Annotated in this window: 13 protein-coding genes and 2 pseudogenes; 5 read left to right on the top strand and 10 right to left on the bottom strand. The window is 66.8% G+C overall.

Features of this window, described 5'->3' with window-relative positions; translation table 11 throughout:
• Positions 1-1,183 (top strand): annotated as a pseudogene (locus tag RWO33_RS12360) (hypothetical protein); the annotation flags it as partial.
• A 157-nt stretch (positions 1,184-1,340) separates the two neighbouring features.
• Positions 1,341-2,705, top strand: a complete 1,365-nt coding sequence (locus RWO33_RS12355; protein ID WP_314105079.1) for a ribonuclease domain-containing protein — start codon at positions 1,341-1,343, stop codon at positions 2,703-2,705.
• Between the two features lie 29 nt (positions 2,706-2,734).
• Here RWO33_RS12355 and RWO33_RS12350 read toward each other — a convergent pair whose 3' ends face one another.
• The 10 genes from RWO33_RS12350 to RWO33_RS12305 all read right to left on the bottom strand — a co-directional run bounded on the left by RWO33_RS12350 (position 2,735) and on the right by RWO33_RS12305 (position 16,509).
• Positions 2,735-3,541 carry an endonuclease/exonuclease/phosphatase family protein gene (locus RWO33_RS12350; protein WP_314105081.1) on the bottom strand — a complete coding sequence of 269 codons (807 nt, stop codon included), beginning with the start codon at positions 3,539-3,541 and terminating at the stop codon, positions 2,735-2,737.
• A gap of 32 nt (positions 3,542-3,573) precedes the next feature.
• The gene (locus RWO33_RS12345; protein ID WP_314105080.1) at positions 3,574-6,708 is read right to left on the bottom strand and encodes a discoidin domain-containing protein; all 3,135 of its coding nucleotides are present in this window, start codon (positions 6,706-6,708) and stop codon (positions 3,574-3,576) included.
• Between the two features lie 47 nt (positions 6,709-6,755).
• Positions 6,756-7,592: a carbohydrate ABC transporter permease gene (locus RWO33_RS12340; RefSeq protein ID WP_314105078.1), complete on the bottom strand. Its 837-nt coding sequence runs from the start codon at positions 7,590-7,592 to the stop codon at positions 6,756-6,758.
• Positions 7,589-8,470 carry a sugar ABC transporter permease gene (locus RWO33_RS12335; protein ID WP_070209663.1) on the bottom strand — a complete coding sequence of 294 codons (882 nt, stop codon included), beginning with the start codon at positions 8,468-8,470 and terminating at the stop codon, positions 7,589-7,591. Before RWO33_RS12335 ends, RWO33_RS12340 begins: the two co-directional genes overlap by 4 nt.
• Positions 8,467-9,792 carry a sugar ABC transporter substrate-binding protein gene (locus RWO33_RS12330; protein WP_314105077.1) on the bottom strand — a complete coding sequence of 442 codons (1,326 nt, stop codon included), beginning with the start codon at positions 9,790-9,792 and terminating at the stop codon, positions 8,467-8,469. Before RWO33_RS12330 ends, RWO33_RS12335 begins: the two co-directional genes overlap by 4 nt.
• 3 nt (positions 9,793-9,795) lie before the next feature.
• Entirely contained in the window at positions 9,796-11,376 is a 1,581-nt protein-coding gene (locus RWO33_RS12325) for a glucoamylase family protein (RefSeq protein WP_260844179.1), read from the bottom strand.
• A gap of 239 nt (positions 11,377-11,615) precedes the next feature.
• Positions 11,616-14,675: a TonB-dependent receptor gene (locus RWO33_RS12320; protein WP_314105076.1), complete on the bottom strand. Its 3,060-nt coding sequence runs from the start codon at positions 14,673-14,675 to the stop codon at positions 11,616-11,618.
• Between the two features lie 82 nt (positions 14,676-14,757).
• Positions 14,758-15,795 (bottom strand): LacI family DNA-binding transcriptional regulator, encoded by a 1,038-nt coding sequence (locus RWO33_RS12315; RefSeq protein ID WP_145480183.1) that lies wholly within the window; start codon positions 15,793-15,795, stop codon positions 14,758-14,760.
• 148 nt (positions 15,796-15,943) lie between these two features.
• Positions 15,944-16,213, bottom strand: coding sequence for a BolA family protein (locus RWO33_RS12310; RefSeq protein WP_314105075.1), 270 nt, complete (start codon positions 16,211-16,213; stop codon positions 15,944-15,946).
• Positions 16,210-16,509: a YciI family protein gene (locus RWO33_RS12305; RefSeq protein ID WP_314105074.1), complete on the bottom strand. Its 300-nt coding sequence runs from the start codon at positions 16,507-16,509 to the stop codon at positions 16,210-16,212. The genes RWO33_RS12310 and RWO33_RS12305 overlap by 4 nt, the downstream gene beginning before the upstream one ends.
• Before the next feature lie 351 nt (positions 16,510-16,860).
• Here RWO33_RS12305 and RWO33_RS12300 point away from each other — a divergent pair, with 351 nt between their 5' ends.
• The 3 genes and pseudogenes from RWO33_RS12300 to RWO33_RS12290 form a co-directional block, all read left to right on the top strand.
• Positions 16,861-17,766 carry a ScpA family protein gene (locus tag RWO33_RS12300; RefSeq protein WP_145480177.1) on the top strand — a complete coding sequence of 302 codons (906 nt, stop codon included), beginning with the start codon at positions 16,861-16,863 and terminating at the stop codon, positions 17,764-17,766.
• 15 nt (positions 17,767-17,781) lie between these two features.
• A pseudogene (scpB, locus tag RWO33_RS12295) lies at positions 17,782-18,719 on the top strand (SMC-Scp complex subunit ScpB).
• The coding region (locus RWO33_RS12290) for a pseudouridine synthase (protein WP_314105073.1) at positions 18,712-19,939 on the top strand (1,228 nt) is incomplete at its 3' end. The pseudogene scpB and the gene RWO33_RS12290, both read left to right, overlap by 8 nt.

Genomic DNA, 19,939 nt, shown 5'->3' with positions numbered 1-19,939 from the left:
GCCGGGCACTGCCGACGATGCCACCGGCGAAGGCGCGTCGCGCCGTCGTCGCGGCCGTCGTGGCGGTCGTCGTCGTCGTCGTGGTAATGGTGAGCAGGCTGCAGGCAGTGATGGGCTGCATGACGACGCCGGTCTGGACGACGACGCCGACAGCGACGATCAGGACGGTGACCAGGACGGCGACACCACCGCCCAGGCCGCCCGCACGGCCGCACGCAGCACCGAATCGAACCCCGAGTTCGACTTCGATGACGATGGTGCTGCGCCGGTTGCCCCGGCTGCCCCGGTGCAGGCCCCGCGCCCGGCCCCGGTCGCTGCCGTAGCCGCCGCCGCGCCGGTAGCGGTGGTCAGCAGCCCGGTGCTGAAGGCCGATCACGCCGAACCGGCGCCGAAGGCCCCGGCTGCCGAGCCGGCTGCCGCGCCCACCGCGTCCTACACCGACCGCGTGCCGTTCGTGGAGTCGCCGATGCCGGCGGCCGCCCCGGTCGCCAAGGCACCGGCAGTGGAAACCGCGGCTGCGGAAGCACCGAAGGCCGTGGAGGCCCCGGTAGTGACCGAGGCCGCGAAGGCCGTCGAAGCCCCGAAGGCAACCGAAGCCCCGAAGCCGGTGGAAGCCCCGGTCGTGGCCGAGGCGCCGAAGGCAGTTGAAGCCCCGCGCGTCACGGAAACCGCGAAGGCGGTCGAAGCCCCCGTCGTGACGGAAGCGCCGAAGCCCGTGGCAGCCCCGGTGGTGACGGAAGCACCGAAGGCCGTCCAGGCCCCGGTCGCCGCCGAAGCGCCGAAGGCGGCTCATGCTCCGGCTGCCACCCCGGCGCCGACCGCGCCGGCCGCAGTGCAGACGCCGCAGCCGGCAGATGCCGCCAGCAGCGCGGGAGCGGTCGAACACAAGGGCCCGACCGAAGTCGGCCGCCCGGTGCAGACCCGCATGCTGGACGCAGTGGACGCCGTACCGGCGGCACCGGCACCGGCGACCCCGGCACCGGTGGCACGTGCCGAGTCGGTTGATCCGGCACCGGCGGTGCAGAACGGCCAGCTGTTCGGCAGCGCCCACAGCGATGCCGCCGCGACTGATGCCGCCGCCCAGGCCGCACACGCCGAAGCCCGCGAAGACATCCCCACCGATGAACTCGCCCCGGCCGAAGCCGCTGCCAAGGAAGAGCAGGACAAGGCCGACAAGCCCTGACCCACGCGCCGTAGAGCCACGCCCTGCGTGGCTGCCATGCAAGACGCAGACAGCGGCCTCCGGGCCGCTGTCTGCATCTGGGCATCGCGATTCGACACGCGTTTAACGCACACAGGCGCATGTTCCCGCGTGCGGGGGCGCATGCTGAGGACGTGCCATGGCTACAGTGCCGGCTTCACCGATCCCGCCTGTTTTCCACTACCGCTACGACGCCGACAATGTGTTGGCCTGCGTCGGCACCCCCGACGCCCAGCAGTGGCGTTACTTCGACGGCGCCGTCCTGGTCAACGCTGCTGAAGGCAGCAGGGAGCTGACCTGGGCGTATTGCGCGGACCGTCTGGTCGCCACGCTGCGCCGCGGCGCGACACCCGCAACAACGGTCCTGGGCACGGACATGGCCGGCTCCGTCCTGGCTGAGGTCGATAAGGAGCACCGTACCCGATGCTACACACCGTACGGCCATGCATCATCCGCAGACGAATCCCCGCCCTTGACCGGACAGGAACCCCGCCCGGCCTTCAATGGCGAAATGTTCGATGACGCCAGTGGGTGCTACCTGCCCGGATCGGGCCATCATCGGCCTTACAGCCCGGTCCTGCACTGCTTCCTGGCCCCGGATGCGTTGAGTCCGTTCGACGCAGGCGGTATCAATGCGTACGCCTACTGCGCGGGCGACCCCATCAACCGCAGCGATCCCACCGGCCATTTCTGGAAGTGGATTGTCGCAGGTATCGGCGCAGTGGCAGCTGTCGTGAGCCTGGGTGCGCTTGCCGTTCCGTTGATTGCCGGAAGCGCAGCGCTGACCGCCTCTGCCGTGGCTGGCGTCGCCATGAGTGGAATAGGCGCGGCGGTCGAGGTCGGCGGCATCATTGCGGAAGGGGTCGGCGATCAAACCGCGGCCAACATCCTCGGCTGGGTCGGGCTGGGCATCACGGCCGTCGGCGTGGTCGCCGCGCTTCCGGCGATCGCAAAGGCAGGCGCGAAGGCCGTCAAAGGACTGCGCAGGGCCCTACGATCAGCGCCCACCCCGGAGGAAGCGATGCCGCTGGTTACGTACTCGGTCCATTCGTACACGACGAGCTCCACCTCCACCATGACGCTGGAGGCACCCACGCTGCGCTTCCGGGGCAAAACGCCCAAACAACCCAAGCCCGCTCCCAAGCCCCCCCGTCCCACCCCCACCCACGACGGGAAGCCGTTGCCAAGCATGGCGTTCGAAGACCTGCCCAGAGATGAGCGTCGGATGCTTCTCTACGCCGTGCACGGCAATTCCAACAAATTCAAATACAGTGACAAGGACGGGTCCATTTTCCATAACGGCGAGGGCAAGCTCCCCATCAAGCGTGATGGCCACTATCGCGAGTACACGGTAGATGACTTCAAATTCGTTAAACGCGAATCCCCACGTCGCCTGATTCTGGGTGGCCTGGGACGGCACGGTCCCCAGGACATCTATACGACGGACGACCACTACAGGAGCTTCATCGAAATAAGAAAGCCCAAAGTCTGGCCGCGGTATTGACCGTCCTCCTCGATGGAGCAAGACCCTGCCTACGGCGCGAACTGCAACCGCGTCCACACGCCATAGTGATCCGACGCCCACCGCCCTTCCGCATACGGCTGGTCGAACAGCAGCCGCGCTTCGCGGGCCAGCAGCTTGTCCTGCTGGAAGAAGATGTGGTCGATGCGCGAGGGCGCGTCGAAATAATTCCGATTCAACGTACTGGCCTGCGCAAGATCGTTGTTCACATGGACGCTGCCAAAGCTGTCGCCATAGCGCTGGCGCAGCGGGCTGAGGTCGCCTGCATCCACCAGCGCGTTGAAATCGCCGGCGATCACCACCGGCGCGTCGCCGGCGGTGGCGGCGATGAACGCCAGCAGGTCGGCCACCTGCTCGCTGCGGATGCGACGGCCATTGTCATCCGCGCGCTCGTTGAGGTGGGTGGCATACACGTTCACCGGCTGCCCATCGACGTCGATACGCAGGTGCGCCACCGTGCGGTAATCGGTCCGCGGCGCCAGCAAATGCTCGCCGCGCGCCAGCACCGGACGGCGGGTGAGCAATGCATTGCCGTAGCGTTTCAAGCGCCCCGGCGGATCGGTGGACACGAACTGGTAGTCGTAGCCCAGCCGGCGCGCCAGCCACGCCGCCTGGTTGCGCACATGCGGCTTCTGGATCACTTCCTGCAGCGCGATCGCGTCGGGCTGCAGCGCCGCCAGCTCGCGCAGGATCACCTGGCGCCGCTGCGGCCAGTCGTCGCGGTCATGGTGCAGGTTGAAGGTCACCATGCTCATGCCCTGCTCCACCGGCGCGGCCGCGTGCGCCGGCAGCAGCGCCAGCGCACACGCCAGCAGCAGGCCCAGGCGGGCCACGCGTGCCAACCCCACGGTCACTGCGCCTTGCGTTCGGCGCGGCGCACCGAAGCCGGGATCTCGATCTCGACCCGTGCCGGCACCTGGGTGATCCGCAGCTCGCCGTTGAGCCACTGCGCCGGCTCGCCGCTGATGGTGGTGGCACCCGGGTCACCGCTGTACGGCCACGGCAGGACCAGGCCGCCCTGTGGCAGGGCCAGCCCCGGCGCCACCTGCAGCGTGAGCTGCCGGTCGCTGCGGCTCAGGGTGTAGCTGAGCTGGCCGTTCGGCGTGCGCAGTCCCTTCACCCCTACGCCGGCGCCTTCCAGCCAACGGCTAGGCACGCCCGCGGCCAGCACCAGGCTGTCATCCACGTCGCGGCTGTAGGCGAACATGTCCAGCGCCGAACGCACGAAGTCAGAGGCGACCCACGCATGCGGCAGGTCGCCCACGAAGAACGGCTTGCGCGGCGTATGCGAGACCACTTCGGCCCACTGGTTCCAAGCCTGCGGCGCACGGTCCCGGAAGAAGAATTCGGTCGCCTGCCAGGCACGGTCGCGCCAGCCCAGGCGCACGAAGGCGGCCACGTTGCGCCACTCGTACGGGGTGTAATCCTTCCACTCGCGCTTGCCGTCGCGGCGCTCCTCGAACTGCTTCCAGTAGCGCTCGAAGGTGTTGTCCAGGTAAGGCTGCGGCAGCCGTCCCTGCTCGCCGCCCGGGGCCAGCGCGATGGTGGTGGAGGTGGCGTCGAAATCGCCCAGCTCGGCCGAACCGGGCAGGAAATCGATCTTGTGCAGCGCGGTGGCCGCCAGCAGCGAGGACTGCAGGTCGTCACGGAACTGGTCGCGCGACTCGGCGATCTGCACCGCCTCGACCTTGCCCAGCGTGCTGGCGATAACCGCGGCGTCCTTGTAGCCGCGCAGCGCCCAGAAGTTGTCCCAGTACGAATGCATCGGCTTGGCCGAATAGCCCTCGTGGCTGATCGACACCGGCATCATCCCGTAGAACGCCGGGTTGCGTGCGCGGTTCTCTTCAGTGCGCTCGCTCAGGCGCAGCTGTTCCATGTACTGGTACGCGCCCTGTACGTGCGGCCACATCAGTTCCAGGAAGGTGCTGTCGCCGGTGTAGCGCCAGTACTCGGCGATGTTGAAGATCAGCTCGCCATGGCTGTCGTTTTCCGGCACCGGGTCGGCGCCGCGCGGGTCGACGCAGCACGGCACCTTGCCGTTGTCGAACTGGTACGGCGCATACCAGTTGACGTACTCGCGCACCGCATCGCTGCGGCCCATGCGCAGCAGTCCTTCGGAAATCATCGCGCCATCGCGGATCCAGCTGCGCGAATACGAGCGCGTGCCCGGCTGCAGGCTCGGCCCGATCCGCGAGATCAGCATGTGCGCCAGTGCGGTGCGCAGGGTGTCGGCCAACGGCTTGCCTGCTGCCGGCACCTGCAGCGACACCTGGTCCAGCTTGGTGCGCCACATCGAGGCTACCTGCTGCTGCGCCTTGCTGGCGTCGAAATCCTTCGGCGTGGCCCAGGCGCCGGTCTGCGGCAGCACGAGGGCCACCTCGCGGGTCTGTCCCGGCTCCAGCCGCCAGCGGTACAGCAGCGCGCCGGATGCGAGCCCGGTCGGGTCGCGCACCTCGGTGGCGGTCGGCAGGTTGCCGCTGGCCAGGTGGGCGACCTCCAGCTTGCCATCGAACGGACTGGCAAAGGCAGCGTCAGGGGCCTGCACCGGATACACACGCGGCGCGCCGTTGACCTCGACCTGCCCGGGCTCGATATCCAGGGTGTCGATCCGGCTCACCCCGCCCACGGTGTTGAGGAACTGGCGCGGCGGATTGACCTGCCAGGGTCGTACGGCCAGGGCCAGGGTGTAGTCGTGGGCGACCTTGTCGGGGTTGTGCAGCGCATAGCGGCCAACCAGCTGCGCCTGGTCCGGGCGGCCCTGGACGAAGCCGGTGACCTTCAGCGCTGCCTGCGGGTGGGTCCAGTCGACGCTGGCGATCGGCAGGTAATCGTCCTGCAGGGACTGCTTCGTTTCGACGTCGGCCCAGCTCAGTACCTTCTTGTCCACCAGCACGAACGGCTCGACGCTGAAGCTGGCCTTCTTCACCTCCAGCGCGCCGTCCTCGCCGATCAGCGCCTGTTCCTTGCCGCCGTCCAGGCCGAGCAGGGTCCAGTACGGCTGCTCGCCACTGAAGCCGCGCGGCACGAAGCCCCGGGTCAGGTCGGCGCCGACCGATGCGACGAAGTCGTTCGGGGTGGCGGCAAAATCCAGCGGCTTGATCGAGATGTCACGGATGCCGTAGCGCCAGCTGCTGCCGTGCGCCAGGTCGAAGCGCAGGTAGCGCGCCTCGGTGTCGGGCAACGCCAGCCAGTCGCGGTCGCCGCCACCGCCGGCGGTGATCTCGCGCAGGATCCGCCAGTCGCGGCCGTCCACCGACGAGCGCACCACGTAGCGGGTTGCTTCCAGCCCCGGCAGCCACTGGATGACCGCGCCACCGAACTCACGCACCTTGTGCAGGTCCAGGCTGATGGTCTGCTCCGGCACCCCGCCGCTGATCCACACGGTGTCGGACTTGCCGTCGGCAATGCGGCTCTGCAGCGCGGTGGCGGTGTCGGCGATCACCGACGGCGCCAGCGCCGAGGTGTCGGTCGGCGGCAGCGCCTGCAGGGTCAGCCGGTCGAAGCAGACCGTGCCGCGCCCGCCGACCTTGCTGTAGATCGTGAATTCCACCGCCGCGCTCCTGCGCAGGGTCTTGTCCGGGTCCGGGCCCCAAGCCTTGTCGATCTGGCGCTGGCGGTACTGCACCGGCGTCCAGGTCTTGGGGAACGCGTAACCGGGGCGGTTGACCCACCACACGTTGTCGCCGCTGGCATCGATCAGCTTGAACTGCAGGTCGTTGCCGGGAGAATCGCCGCGCAGCTGGAAGCCCACCTGGTAGTTGTCCGGCCAGGTGATGGGCAGTTCGCGGCGGATCGCCACGTAGCCGGAGACTTCGTGGAAGTCGTAGTCCACGCACAGCGCGCGCCCGCCGTTGGCACCGGCCACGCTGCGCAGCGAGCCGCTGACCTGGTCGGACACCACCAGCTTCCAGGGCGCCATGTCGTCGAAGGTGTCCAGGACCTTGGGCGCCGCCGGCACTGCCGGGGGCGCGGCAGGCGCCGCCATCGACCACACCACACCCAGACCCAGAACTCCCGCGACGACGGCACGCTTCACCCTTTGACACTCCCCAGCAGCAGACCTTGGATGTAATAGCGCTGCAGCACCAGGAACAGTGCCAGCACCGGAACCACCGTGACCACCGCGCCGGCCATCATCATTTCAACGTCCATGATGTGTTCGCGCGACAGCGTGGCCAAGGCAACCGGCAGAGTGTAGTGCTCCTGGTCGGTCAGCACGATCAACGGCCACATGAAATCGTTCCAGGCGCCCATGAAGGTGAAGATCGACAGCGTCACCAGCACCGGCTTGAGCATCGGCAGCACGATCTGGAAGAAGATCCGCAGCTCCCCTGCCCCGTCGATCCGCGCCGCTTCCAGCAGCTCATCGGGAATCGAGCGCGCGTACTGGCGCACCAGGAAGATGCCGAACACGCTGGCCAGCGCGGGCACGATCACCCCGCCGAAGCTGTTGACCAGCCCGAGCTGCTTCATCAGCAGGAACAACGGCAGCATGGCCACCTGCGCCGGGATCACCAGCGCCGCCAGCAGCACCTGGAAGATGCGCTCGCGGCCGACGAAGCGCAGCTTGGCGAACGCATAGCCGGCCATGGTGTTGAGCAGCAGCGAACCCAGCGTGATCGCCAGCGACACGAACAGGCTGTTGATGAAGTTGTTGCCCATGCCGGTGCGGGCGAACAGCTCGTGGTAGTTGGCGGTGGTCACCTCCGAGGGCAGCAGCGGCGGCGGGAAGTGCGCCGCTTCACCGGTCGGCATGAACGACACCGACAGCATCCACAGCAGCGGCGCCAGGCTGACCGCCGCCAGCACCAGCAGCCCACCGTTCACCCACCACGCATGCCAGCGCGACTGGCCGATCTCACGAGTCATACCAACTGCCTCTTGCGGCCGAAACGCAGCATCAGGCTGGTTACCGCCAGGATGATCAGGAACAGCAGGAACGCCACGGCCGACGCACGGCCCAGGTTCCACCACTTGAAGCCTTCCTCGAACATGAAGTACAGCACGCTCACGGTGCTCTGCAGCGGGTCGCCGCGGGTCATCACGTAGGGTTCGGCGAACAGCTGGAAGTAGCCGGACACGGTGATCACGCCCACCACCAGCAGCACCGGGCCGAGCATCGGCAGGGTGATGTGCAGGAACTGCTTCCAGCGCGAGGCGCCATCGATGCGCGCGGCCTCGTACAGGTCATGCGGGATCGCCTGCAGGCCGGCCAGGAAGATCACCATGTTGTAGCCGAAGTTCTTCCACACCGCGAACAGCATGATGGTGGGCATGGCCCAGTTCGGGTCGCCCAGCCAGTCGATCGGGCTGATCCCCAGATGGCCAAGGCCGTAGTTCACCAGCCCGTAGCTGGTATGGAACAGGTAGCGCCAGATCACCGCCACCGCCACCAGCGTGGTCACCACCGGGGCGAACAGCGCGGTGCGGAACAGCGCCTTGAAGCGCGCGGCCGGGGCATTGAGCAGCATGGCCGCGCCCAGCGACACGCCGATCGACATCGGCACGCCCACGATCACGAAATACGTGGTGTTCCACAGCGACTTCCAGAACATCGGGGTCTGCAGCAGGTCGATATAGTTGCCCAGCCCGACGAAGCGCAGGTTGCCGCCGTCGGCCAGTGCGTACAGGTCGAAGTCGGTGATGCTGAGCGCCAGTGCGGAAAACACCGGCAGGCCGAAGAACACGCCGATGACCAGCAGGGACGGGCCGGCGAAGATCCAGCCGGCGAGCGAACGCTGCTTCATGGGCTCACCTCCGCGGCCGGCGCGGCAGCCGCGTCGGCCTGCGTGCGCTGTTCATGCATCCAGCGGCGCTTGGCCAATACCTTGTCCACACGGTCATCCAGTCGATTCACGGCTACATCCTGATCCAGCCCACCGCGTACCACCTGTTCGGTGACGATGCGCATTTCCTGCACGATACGTTCCCACTCCAGCACCTTCGGGGTCGGGCGCACCCGCTCGAGCTGGTCGCGGAACGGCTGCGCCAGCGGGTCATTGGCCAGCGAGGCGAATTCCCAGGTGCTGCGTCGCGGCGGCAGGTCGCCGATGATGGAATGGAAGCGTTCCTGGATGGCCGGGCGCGACAGGAACTCGATCAGCTTCCACGACGCTTCCTTCTGCTGCGAGCTGCGCGAGATCACCAGGCTGGTGCCACCGGCGATGCCTGCGCCCGGGCCGTCCGGGCCGGGCAGCGCGGCGGTGCCCCACTTGCCTTCCAGTTCTTTGGGCTGCAGCTTCTTGAACTCGCGGATGTTCCAGGGGCCGGACAGGTAGAACACGTTGAAGCCGCGGAAGAACTCGTCCCACACGTTGGAGATCTGGGTTTCGGACATGCGCGGCGCCCAGCCCTGGGCGAACATGTTTTCGTAGAACGCCAGCGTGCGGCGGAACCCCGGGCTGCGGAAGTTGCCACGGGTGTCGTGGTCGCGCAGCAGCGGGTCCGGCTGCTGCAGGGCGAACGACAGCTGCTGTTCGAACTCGTTGATCGGCATCAGGATCGCGTAGCGGTCGGCACCCTGCATCTTCTTGATCGCCGCCATCATGGTGTTCCACTCCGCCCAGGTGCGCGGCGGGTGGTCGAAGCCGGCCTGCGCCAGCAGGTCCTTGCGGTAGTACAGCAGGCGCGTGTCCACGTACCACGGAATGCCGACCAGCTGGTCATGGATGACATTGGTGTCCCAGATGCCCTGGAAGTAATCGGCCGGGTCCACCACCTTCGACCGGGCCACGAACGGCGCCAGCGGAGTCAGCGTGTCGAGCTCGGCGAACTCCGGGATCCAGGTATTGCCCAGCTGGAACACGTCCGGCAGCCCATCGGCGGCGAACGCGGTGAGCAGCTTTTCATGCGCGGCGGTCCACGGGATGTTCTGCACGTCGACGTGGATGCCGGGGTTTTCCGCTTCGAATTCGCGGATCAGCTCGGCGACCACTTCGGCTTCGCGACCCATCGCCCAGAACCGCACGGTCACCCCTTCCGGTTCCCGGCGGCAGGCACTCAACAACAGGCTGCCGATGACCAGCAGCAGAACACTCACCCACAGCTTGGGGCGCGACGACAAGGACACTGCTTACTTCCCCTGGGGCTGGTTGCGGTTGGTGTTGGAATTGTTCTTCTGTTCCTGCGCAGCGGCGGCGCGGGATTCGGCGATGCCCATCGAACGGGCCGCAGCGGCCTTCTCGTCCTTCTGCAGTTCCATCGGCTGGTCCTCGCCTTCCGGGGTCAGCCAGCCGCCGCTGAAACCGGCACGCTCCAGGCCACGGCGGATGTGCGGGTTGGTCTTCATCGTGTTCCAGACGAAGTCGTTGCGGTAGTTGGCGATCATGGTCAGGATCGGGCCCTGGTCGATGCCGATGTAGTCGCTGGCCACCCAGCCGCGATCCGGCACGATGCGCCCGGTCTTGAGCGGAATGTCGAAGTTGAAGCTGGGGTTGAACGAATCCAGGAAGCCGTAGCTGGAATACAGGTAGTCGCCGTAACGCTTGTGCATTTCCAGCGTGGCCGGGATCACCTCTTCCGGGGCGAACACCACCGAGGAGATCGCCGCGGTGGGGGCGATGGTGCCATCGTCGAAGTTCTCCCGCAGGCCGGCGCCGCGCGAGGAGTAATGGCGGAACTGGCGCTGCTCGCCGCGGAATTCCTGGGTGGTGTTCTGCGGGCCATCGCTGGCGGTCAGGCCCCACACGTTCTCGCCGTATTCCTTCCACTGCGCCGGGTTGGCGATGGCGTACTCGCGCTGGGCCAGTGCGGCCGAGCGGCTGTTGAGGAAATAGGTGCTGCCGCGTTCGCGCATGTACGCGTCCTGGATGTCGCGGAAGTCGATCCAGACGTGGGTGTACTGGTGGCCGAACAGCGGGCCGAAAGACAGGTATTCCTGGCCCTGGAACACGCCCCAGTCGTTGTCGTAGGTGCGCGTCCACACCGTCCACGCATCCGGGCTGACCGGGTGGCTGGGCGAGCCGAGCGCGAGGATGTAGACCATCATCGCTTCGTTGTAGCCCATCCAGTCGTGGTCGATGAAGCCGCTTTCCGGGAACCAGCCCATCGAGATCAGCGGGGCGCGCTGCTGCAGCCACGGCCAGTCGACGCGCTTGTACAGGGTGTCGGCGATGGCGCGGATTTCCTTCTCGCGGGAATCGTCGCCGGTGTAATAGGACTGCGCGAACAGCACGCCCATCATCAGCAGGGCGGTGTCCACGCTGGACAGTTCCACCCAGCTGTCATAGCGGTGGCCCTGCTGCATGTCCAGGAAATGGTAGTAGAAACCTTTGTAGCCGCCCTTGCCGGTGCGCTGCGGGCCCATCGGCAGGTCGCGGAAGAACTTCAGCGTGGTCAGGGTGCGGTCCACGGCCTGGGTACGGCTGACCCAGCCGTTTTCCACGCCGATCGGATAGGCGGTCAGCGCGTAGCCCACCGAGGCGATGCTGGCGAACGGGCGCGACGGATAACGGTCCGGGCTGAGCCCGTTGACTTCGTTGGTGGTGTCCCAGAAGAACTGGAAGGTGCGGCGTTCGATGTCGTCGAACAGCGGCGGCAACTCCGGTTTCATCGGGCGCGGTGGAACGTCGGCTTCGACCAGGATCACCGGCGGCTTGGGTTTGGCGGGCTGTTCCTGTGCCTGCGGCTTGCAGCCGACCACGGCTGCCGCCATTACCGCCAGTGCCACTACGCGGGGTACCTTCATCGTGCCAACCCTCCGGAATCTTCGAATTCCACGCCAGCATACCGGGGCGTGGAGTGAAATCGTTTACAGCCTGCATTCATAAAAAACCGGTTCTCCCCAGACCGCGAGGACACGCATGGCGTGTCTCTACGGCTGGGGGACCGGCCTGCGGCGTAGTGACACGCCATGCGTGTCAAAACGCCATGGGTGTCACCACCTTCCCCTCATCAGAAGCGGAAGCCCACTTCCGCCTTCACCTGGCGCGGCGTACCGACGATGTCGCCGGTCTCGTTGTAGCTGGCCAGCAGCTTGCCGTTGGACTTGGTGTAGTTGTAGTTGGAGAAGTTGTCGAAGTTGAACACGTTGATGATGTCGATACGCGCGTACAACTCGGTCTCGCCCGGCATCTTGAACGTCTTCGTCGCCTGCAGGTCGACCGAGCGGTAGCCCCAGATCTTGCCACCAAGCAGGAAGCGACCGTTGCCGTCCGGCACCGCGGCGCCCGGGGTCGGCAGGTCGAAGCCGCTGGCCTGCGCCACCGGGTACCAGTCGTTGACCGCGGTCGGGGTGGCCAGGGTGATCTTGCCGCCGAAGGTGATGTCCCAGAAGCCGGCATACGAACCAGTCAGCACGATGCGATGACGCGGCGCACCGTTGGAACGGACGGTCGGGTAATCCTCGATCAGGCCACGGTCGAACGCGTAGTGCTCGTTGATGTCACGGTTGTGGCGCGCGGTCGTCCAGGTGTAGGCGATCGAGGTGCCCCAGCCGCTTTCCTTGGTGAACGGCTTCTGCGCCGACAGCAGCACCTGGGTGGCACGGGTCTTAATGCCCTGCTGGCCGATGATCAGGCTGCCGAAGCCCGGGATGTTGCAGCTCCACGCCTGGCTCAGGCCCGGCGAGGTGCCACCGCACAGGCGCGGGTCATCGAAGAACTGGCCGGTCGGGTAACGGTTGCCCAGGGTGAAGGCGAAGCCGTCATAGGTCAGCGTGCGCGCGACGGTGGCGTCGGTCAGCCAGTCGCCGATCTGGTTGGACATGCCCAGGCTGAACTGGTCGGCGTACGGTGCCTTCAGGTTGTTGTTGAGCAGGTCCACTTCCAGGCCGGCATTGCTGGTCGAACCGACCAGGGCCTGCAGGTTCTGGATGCCGTTGAGCAGGTTCGGATCCCAGTCGTAGCACGCGGCCTGGCCATTGAGGCAGGCGCCCGTGGCCGGGTTGCGGAAGTAAATAGTCGGCTGCGGCAGTGCCAGCTTGGTGGTTTCCAGCTGCAGGTAGTCGAACAGGTCGCGGTCGTAGGAACGGCCGGCACCACCGTGGATCACGTGCTGCTCGTCGGCGTTGAGGTCATACGAGAAGCCCAGGCGCGGCTGCCAGGCATTCTTGAACGCCTTGCGGTTGCGGCCGTTGCTGATGTAGTCGTTGATGTTCAGGCCGCTGGCAGCCAGCGAGTCGGCATAGGTCTGGCCGGCCGGACCGCGCGGATCCTGGCTGTAGATCGCCGCCACCACTTCCGGCGGGGTCACGAAGTCCAGGTAGCTCGGGTTCTTTTCGTAATCCCAGCGCAGGCCCAGGTTCAGCTGCAGGTGGTCGTTGACCTGCCAGTCGTCCTGGATGAACAGGCCGATCTGCTTGACCTTGGAACGCACTTCACCGGTGACGCCGGTCACGCCGGTGACCGGCTTGACGAACTGCGCCTTGTACGGGATGTCCGACGGGAAGTCCGCATCACCCAGGGTATAGGTGAACTGCGGGTTGATCTCCTGCGCATCCGATGCGTACAGGTCGATTTCCTTGTACTTGGCGCCCATCTTGATGGTGTGGTCGCCGGCCCACTGGATGCCGTCCAGGGTCAGGTTGTCTTCGATCGACCAGCCCTTCTGGCCCTTCACCTGCGAGTCCAGCGCCGAGGCGCCGCCGATCTGCACCAGGGTTCGGTCGTCGGTACCGTCCGGCGCGGTGTACACGTAGCCGTTGCCGATGGTCAGCGGCACCGGGTTGTTGAACGAATCTTCGTGGGTGAGCATCAGTTCGTTGTAGAAGCGCTCACCGCTGTGGTTCCAGCGCAGCGCGTAACGACGGTCGGTGTTCTCGGTTTCCTTGCCGTGCGACGGCGCGGTCTGGCCACTGAACTGCTGCTGGGTTTCGTCGCGGTCCTGGAAGGTCAGCTCGATGCGGTCGTTGTCGGTCGGCTCGACGTCGATCTTGGCGAAGATCAGGTCCTGTTCGAACGGCTGGCTGGCCGGGCCGAGCTGGGCGGCGGCATCGGCCGGGAGCAGGCCGACGCGGTTGGTCACCGAGCCTTCCGGGGCGATGGTCACCGGCAGGTCGAAGCGCTTGGCTTCGTAGGTCACGAAGAAGTGCGCCTTGTCCTGCACGATCGGGCCGCCCAGGGCGAAGCCGTATTCCTTCTCGGCCGACACTTCCTTGGTCTTGCCTTCCTGGCGCTCGGCCGGGGTCTTGGCGCGCATGTCTTCGTCGGTGTAGCGGTAGAACGCCTCACCCTTGAATTCATTGGTACCGGACTTGGTCGCCGCGGTCACCGCCGCGCTGGAGACCTGGCCGTACTCGGCCTTGTAGTTGCCGCTGATGACCTTGTATTCGCCGATCGCCAGCTGCGGGAACGGGTTGCCGGCGCTGCCGGACTGGCCGGCGACGCCGCCGCCCTTGACGTAGCTCTTCTGGCCCACGCCGTCGATGTAGACGTTGGTGCCGTCGGCATTGGTGGCACCACCGCGCAGCGAGGTGTTGCCCTTCGCATCACGGGTGAAGATCATGCCCGGCACCGCGTCGGCGAATTCCAGGAAGTTGCGCGACACCTGCGGGGTGGTCTGGATCTGCTGCAGGCTGACCGTCTTGCCCACTTCGGACGTACGCACTTCCTGCAGCAGGGTCGGGGCGACCACGTTGACGGTGTCGAGGTTGGTCGCGTTGGCGGTGCTGCCATTGGCCGGGGCGCCGCTGAAGTTCAGCGTCGCGGTCGAGGCCACGGTCACGGTGACCTTCTGGGTCTGGCCGTTGGCGACCACGTCATAGGTGCCCGGATCCAGGCCCATCAGCGAATAGGTGCCATCGGCACGGGTGATGGCGCGGCGCACGCTGCCGCTGGCCACGTTGGTGGCGGTGACTTCGGTACCGGCCTCGGCCTGGGCGACCTGGCCACGCAGCGAGGAGGTGGCGGACTGCGCCATCACGCTCGGCGCGGCGCCGAGCAGCAGGCAGCTGACCAGCGCACTCGTCAGCAGGCGGCGAGCCGGCATGCGGGTGCTGTTCTTGGAATACGTCATGTAAATCTCCGGGTGGTGGTGACCGTCATAGCGGCCGCCTGTCTTTTTTGTTTTCAGATGTGCCACGACCAACGGTCGTGGCCTACGACGTGGAACCGATACCGCATGAATCACGGACGATCAGGCGAGGTACAAGCGTCTGCTTGTCGCCCTCCGTCTCGCTGTTGTTGCCATCCATCAACTGCAGCAGGCGCGTGGCCGCCCTGTCGCCCAATTCGGCGATACTCACCTGCATCGTCGTCAACGACGGGTGAACGAAACGCGCCAGCGGAATGTCATCGAAGCCGGCCAGCGCCACATCCGTCGGCACCCGCACGCCCGCCTGGGCGAACGCATACAGGCATCCCAGCGCCATCATGTCGTTGGCGGCGAACACCGCATCGGGCAGTGCCCCGGCGGCCAGCAGCTCCTGCCCGGCGCGGTGGCCGGAGGCCTCATCGAAGTCGCCCGGCAGCTCGATGCCCTCCGCCGCGCTGCCGAACGCGGCCAACGCGTCGCGGAACCCGCGCAGGCGTTCGCGCGCATCGAAGTTCAGGTCGGGGCCGGCAATGAAGGCAATGCGGCGGTGCCCGCCATCGAGCAGGTGGCGGGTCATCGCCATCGCGCCGGCATGGTCGTCGATGCTGAGTACCGGGTGGTCCTGCTCGGGCAGATAGGTGTTGATCAGCACCGTGGGCAGCGACTGCGGCAGGTTATCGGTCAGGAAGCCGGGGCTTTCGGCATACGGCGACAGCACCAGCAGCCCGTCGACCCGGCCGCGCATGGCACGCAGGGCCGCGCCCTGCTGCTCCTGGTCGCCGTGGTAGCTGGACACCAGCAGGTGCTGGCGGCGCGCACGCGCCACCTGGTCGATGCCGCGCATCAGTTCGGAGAAGAATTCGCCGTACAGGTCGGGCAGCACCACACCGATGGTGTTGGTGCGCCGGCTGCTCAGGCTGCGGGCGGCCGCATGCGGGGTATAGCGCAGGCGCGCGGCCACCTCCAGCACCAGCTTGCGCACCGGCTCGGCGACGTTTTCATGCCCGTTGAGCGCACGCGACACCGTTGCCACGCTGACGCGGGCTTCGCGGGCTACATCCTTGATGGTGATGGCTGCCTTGTTCACTTCGCCGCCCTCCACGGCTTAGAGATCTGGGCTTGGCGCGGAATGTAAGCGTTTTCAAACCCGGATGTAAACAGTCCGTTAGGCAAATGTCGCACGGTGGTAACCTCGAAATGTCCTGGAGAGGTCGCCCCGGGACTTGCCGGGACAAGGCGGGACAAGGGCTTCAGCCCTTTTTTGACGGCGCTTGGGCATCGATGGACAGCGCGTGGATGTCGGTCTCCATCAGGCTGCCCAAGGCCGCATAGACGGCACGATGGCGCGCGAGCGGCAACTTGCCCTCGAAGGCCGCGCTGACCACGCGGACATTGAAATGCCCCCGTCCATCGCGCGCGCCTTCGTGGCCGGCATGGCGGTGGCTGTCGTCCACCACCTCCAGCAGCTCCGGATCGAACGCCGCCTGCAGGGCCGCGCGGATCTGCTCGACCCGGCTCATGGCAGCACCCTGCGGAAGGGGCGCACCTGCACCCGGGTGTAGACGCCGGCGTCCACATAAGGATCCTCGGCGCCCCAGGCCTGTGCCTGCTCCAGCGAGTCGAACTCGGCGATCACCACGCTGCCGCTGAAGCCTGCCGGGCCCGGGTCTTCGCTGTCGATGGCCGGGCACGGGCCGGCCAGCAGCAGACGGCCTGCATCACGCAGGGCTTCCAGTCGGGCCAGGTGGGCCGGCCGGGCCGCCAGCCGGGCGGGCAGCACATCGGTACCGTCATAGCCTTCAATCACATACCACACGGGCAACTCCAGGGGTTCAGCTGAACAACCCCGCGATTCTAGCCCGCCTCGCTGGACACTGCCGTTGTGAAGCCGTACTCTTGTCCGTATTGCACGTGGCTGGACGCAGCAACCCCGTCGTTCCGGGATCCGCTGCCCCCAAACCAGTACACGTAGACGACCTCCCGCAGTTCCGTTGCCGCGCCTGTATCGACCCATCGTCGATGCCTGCCGGTCGAGCAACCTGCTGCTGTTTGAAATGTGGAACCACGCCGGCACAGGCGTGTCATGGCTTGCGATCCTGCCTTCCGGGCCGTCCCGGTCGGGTCCGGCGCAGCAAACTGGTCCGTTGCAATACCGACGTCAATATTGATGACTTCCGAACTCGCGCTCGACGCGAACCCGCAAACCCGGCCGACCGCCCCGCAGCAGCAGGAAATGCCGCTGGCCGTGGTGCATGGTCAACCGGTCCTGCAGATCCCGCAGGACCTGTACATCCCGCCGGACGCGCTGGAAGTCATCCTGGATGCTTTCGAAGGTCCGCTTGACCTGCTGCTGTACCTGATCCGCCGGCAGAACCTGGACATCCTGGACATCCCCGTCGCCGAAATCACCCGGCAGTACGTGGACTACATCAATGTCATGCAGGAACTGCGCTTCGAACTGGCCGCCGAGTACCTGGTGATGGCCGCGATCCTGGCCGAGGTGAAGTCGCGGATGCTGCTGCCGCGCCCGCCGAGCATCGAAGGCGAGGAAGGCGACCCGCGCGCGGAACTGGTGCGCCGGCTGCAGGAATACGAACGTTTCAAGCAGGCCGCCGAAGATATCGACGCCCTGCCCCGCCAGGACCGCGACACCAGCCTGGCCCATGCCTTCGTGCCCGACCGTGCGGCGATCAAGCTGCCGCCGCCGGTGGACCTGAAGGAAATGCTGATGGCGCTGCACGACGTGCTCAAGCGCGCCGAATTGTTTACCGGCCACGCGATCAAACGCGAGGCCTTGAGCGTCCGCCAGCGCATGGGCGACGTGCTGGGCCGTCTGGAAGACGGCAGGTTCTATCGCTTTGAAACGCTGTTCACCGCCGAAGAAGGCAAGCTGGGGGTGCTGGTCACCTTCCTGGCGCTGCTCGAACTGGCCAAGGAACAGTTGCTGGACATCGTCCAGGAAGCGCCGCTGGCGCCGATCTACGTCAAGTCCCTGGCCGCTGGCAACACCAACGAACCGCTGCAGTTCAACAGCGAGTTCGACGATGCCGACGCCGCCAACGAATCCGACTGAGCACCCGACCCACGCATGGATCAACCGCTGATCAACCGTATTGTCGAAGGGGCGCTGCTGGCCTCCAGCCAGCCGCTGACCCTGGCCCAGCTGCAGGGCCTGTTCCCGGAAGAGGAACCGGCGCCGCCGGGCAGCATCGAACGCGCGCTGGAACTGCTGCGCGAAGGCTGCGCCGATCGTGGCGTGGAGCTGGTCGAGGTCGCCTCGGGCTTCCGCTTCCAGGTCACCAGCGAGGTCCACGGGTTCATCACCCGGCTGTGGACCGAGCGCAAGACCCGCTACACCCGTGCCACGCTGGAAACCTTGGCGCTGATCGCCTACCGCCAGCCGATCACCCGCGGCGAGATCGAACAGGTACGTGGCGTGGCGGTGAGCAGCAACATCATCCAGGCGCTGGAAGAGCGCGAGTGGATCCGCGTGATCGGCCACCGCGACGTGCCCGGCAAACCGGCGCTGTTCGGCACCACCAAGGGCTTCCTGGATTACTTCGGGCTCAAGCGCCTGGACGAACTGCCACCGCTGTCGGAGCTGCGCGACCTGGGTGAACTGGAGCCGCAGCTGCCGCTGGACAACGACGGCCAGCCGGCCGGTCGCATCGCCGCCGGCGCGGCCAGCCCGGACGCCGACGCCGAACCCCACGCCGAGCCACAATCGGAACCAGAACCGGAATCCGAACCGGCACCGGAATCCGACCCGGCCGCCACCCGCGCTGCCGCGCGCGCCGCGCTGATGTCGGCACGGTTGGCAGAACAGGACGCCGCGCAGGACAATAGCGAAACCCAATCCCATGCATCTGCGTCGCCCGCCGACGACGATGCGGATGCAACCGCCAGCGATGGCGACCCCGAAACCGAAAACAACGCCGTCGCGAAGACGACCGTGGCTGTTGACGAAGCCGATCCCGAACCAGAGGCCGACGAAACGTCGCCGGCCGGAGCCAAGTAAATGAGTGACACCCCCCGCAAGCTGTCGTTGAACAAGCTTTCGCTGAAGCGCGAATCCGACACCGACCAGCCCAAGCTCGAAGAGCGCCTGCACAAGGTGCTGGCCCAGGCCGGCCTCGGCTCGCGCCGCGCGCTGGAACAGCGCATCGCCGACGGCCTGGTCAAGGTCAACGGCGAAGTGGCCAAGACCGGCCAGTCGATCAAGAGCGGCGACAAGGTCGAGCTGGACGGCCGTGGCTTCGTCGCCACCGCGCTGACCGAGACCTCGCGCGTGCTGGCGTACAACAAGCCCGAAGGCGAAGTGACCACGCGCGAAGATCCCGAAGGTCGCCCCACCGTGTTCGAAGCGCTGCCGGCCCTGAAGGGCGCACGCTGGATCGCGATCGGCCGCCTGGACATCAACACCACCGGCCTGCTGCTGGCGACCACCGACGGTGAGCTGGCCAACGCGATGATGCATCCCTCCTACGAAGTCGAGCGCGAATACGTGGTGCGCGTGCGCGCCCCGGAAGGCGAAGAGAAGGTGCCCGACGCCATCGTCGACCGCCTCGCCCGTGGCGTGGCGCTGGAAGACGGCCCGGCCAAGTTCGACGAGATCGAACGCATTGGCGGGACCGATTCGCACGACTGGTTCCGCGTGGTGGTCAAGGAAGGCCGCAACCGCGAAGTGCGTCGCCTGTGGGAGTCGCAGGGCTGCCAGGTCAGCCGCCTGAAGCGCACCCGCTACGGCAGGATCACCCTGCCGCGCGAACTGCTGCGTGGCCAGTCGCAGGAACTCACCGCCAAGCAGGTCGAGCAGCTGCGCGCCGAACTGAAGCTGGAAGAAGGCGCGCCGTCGGCGCTGACCCTGCAGCCGGTGATCGGCCAGCGCCGCGCCGCCAAGACCACCGTGCGCGTGTCGCGCGAAGGTGGCCGTGGCAATGCGTACGTCAACGGCCACAACCAGGCCGACGAAGGCCGCGAACTGCGTCGCTTCGACAACGTGCGCGAAGACCGCGGCCGTGGTCGCGGCGGCAAGGGCGGCGGCTTCAAGGGTGGCCTGACGGTGACCGGCGAAGCGGCGGCCAAGCAGTCGCAGCGCCCGTTCAAGCAGCGCCCGGACAAGGGCAACCGCGCCCTGCCCGAAGGCAACCCGGCCGCGTTCCGCAGCTGGTACGTGCCCGATGGCGTGAGCACCGGCCCGAGCAACCACCGCAATGCCGGTCCGGGCGCAGCCCGCGGCCCGGGTG

The organism is uncultured Stenotrophomonas sp., assembly GCF_963519925.1.
Classification (GTDB): Bacteria; Pseudomonadota; Gammaproteobacteria; order Xanthomonadales; family Xanthomonadaceae; genus Stenotrophomonas; species Stenotrophomonas maltophilia_AE.
The sequence above is the reverse complement of the archived record's forward strand: the minus strand, read 5'-3'. Positions and strand labels throughout refer to the sequence as shown.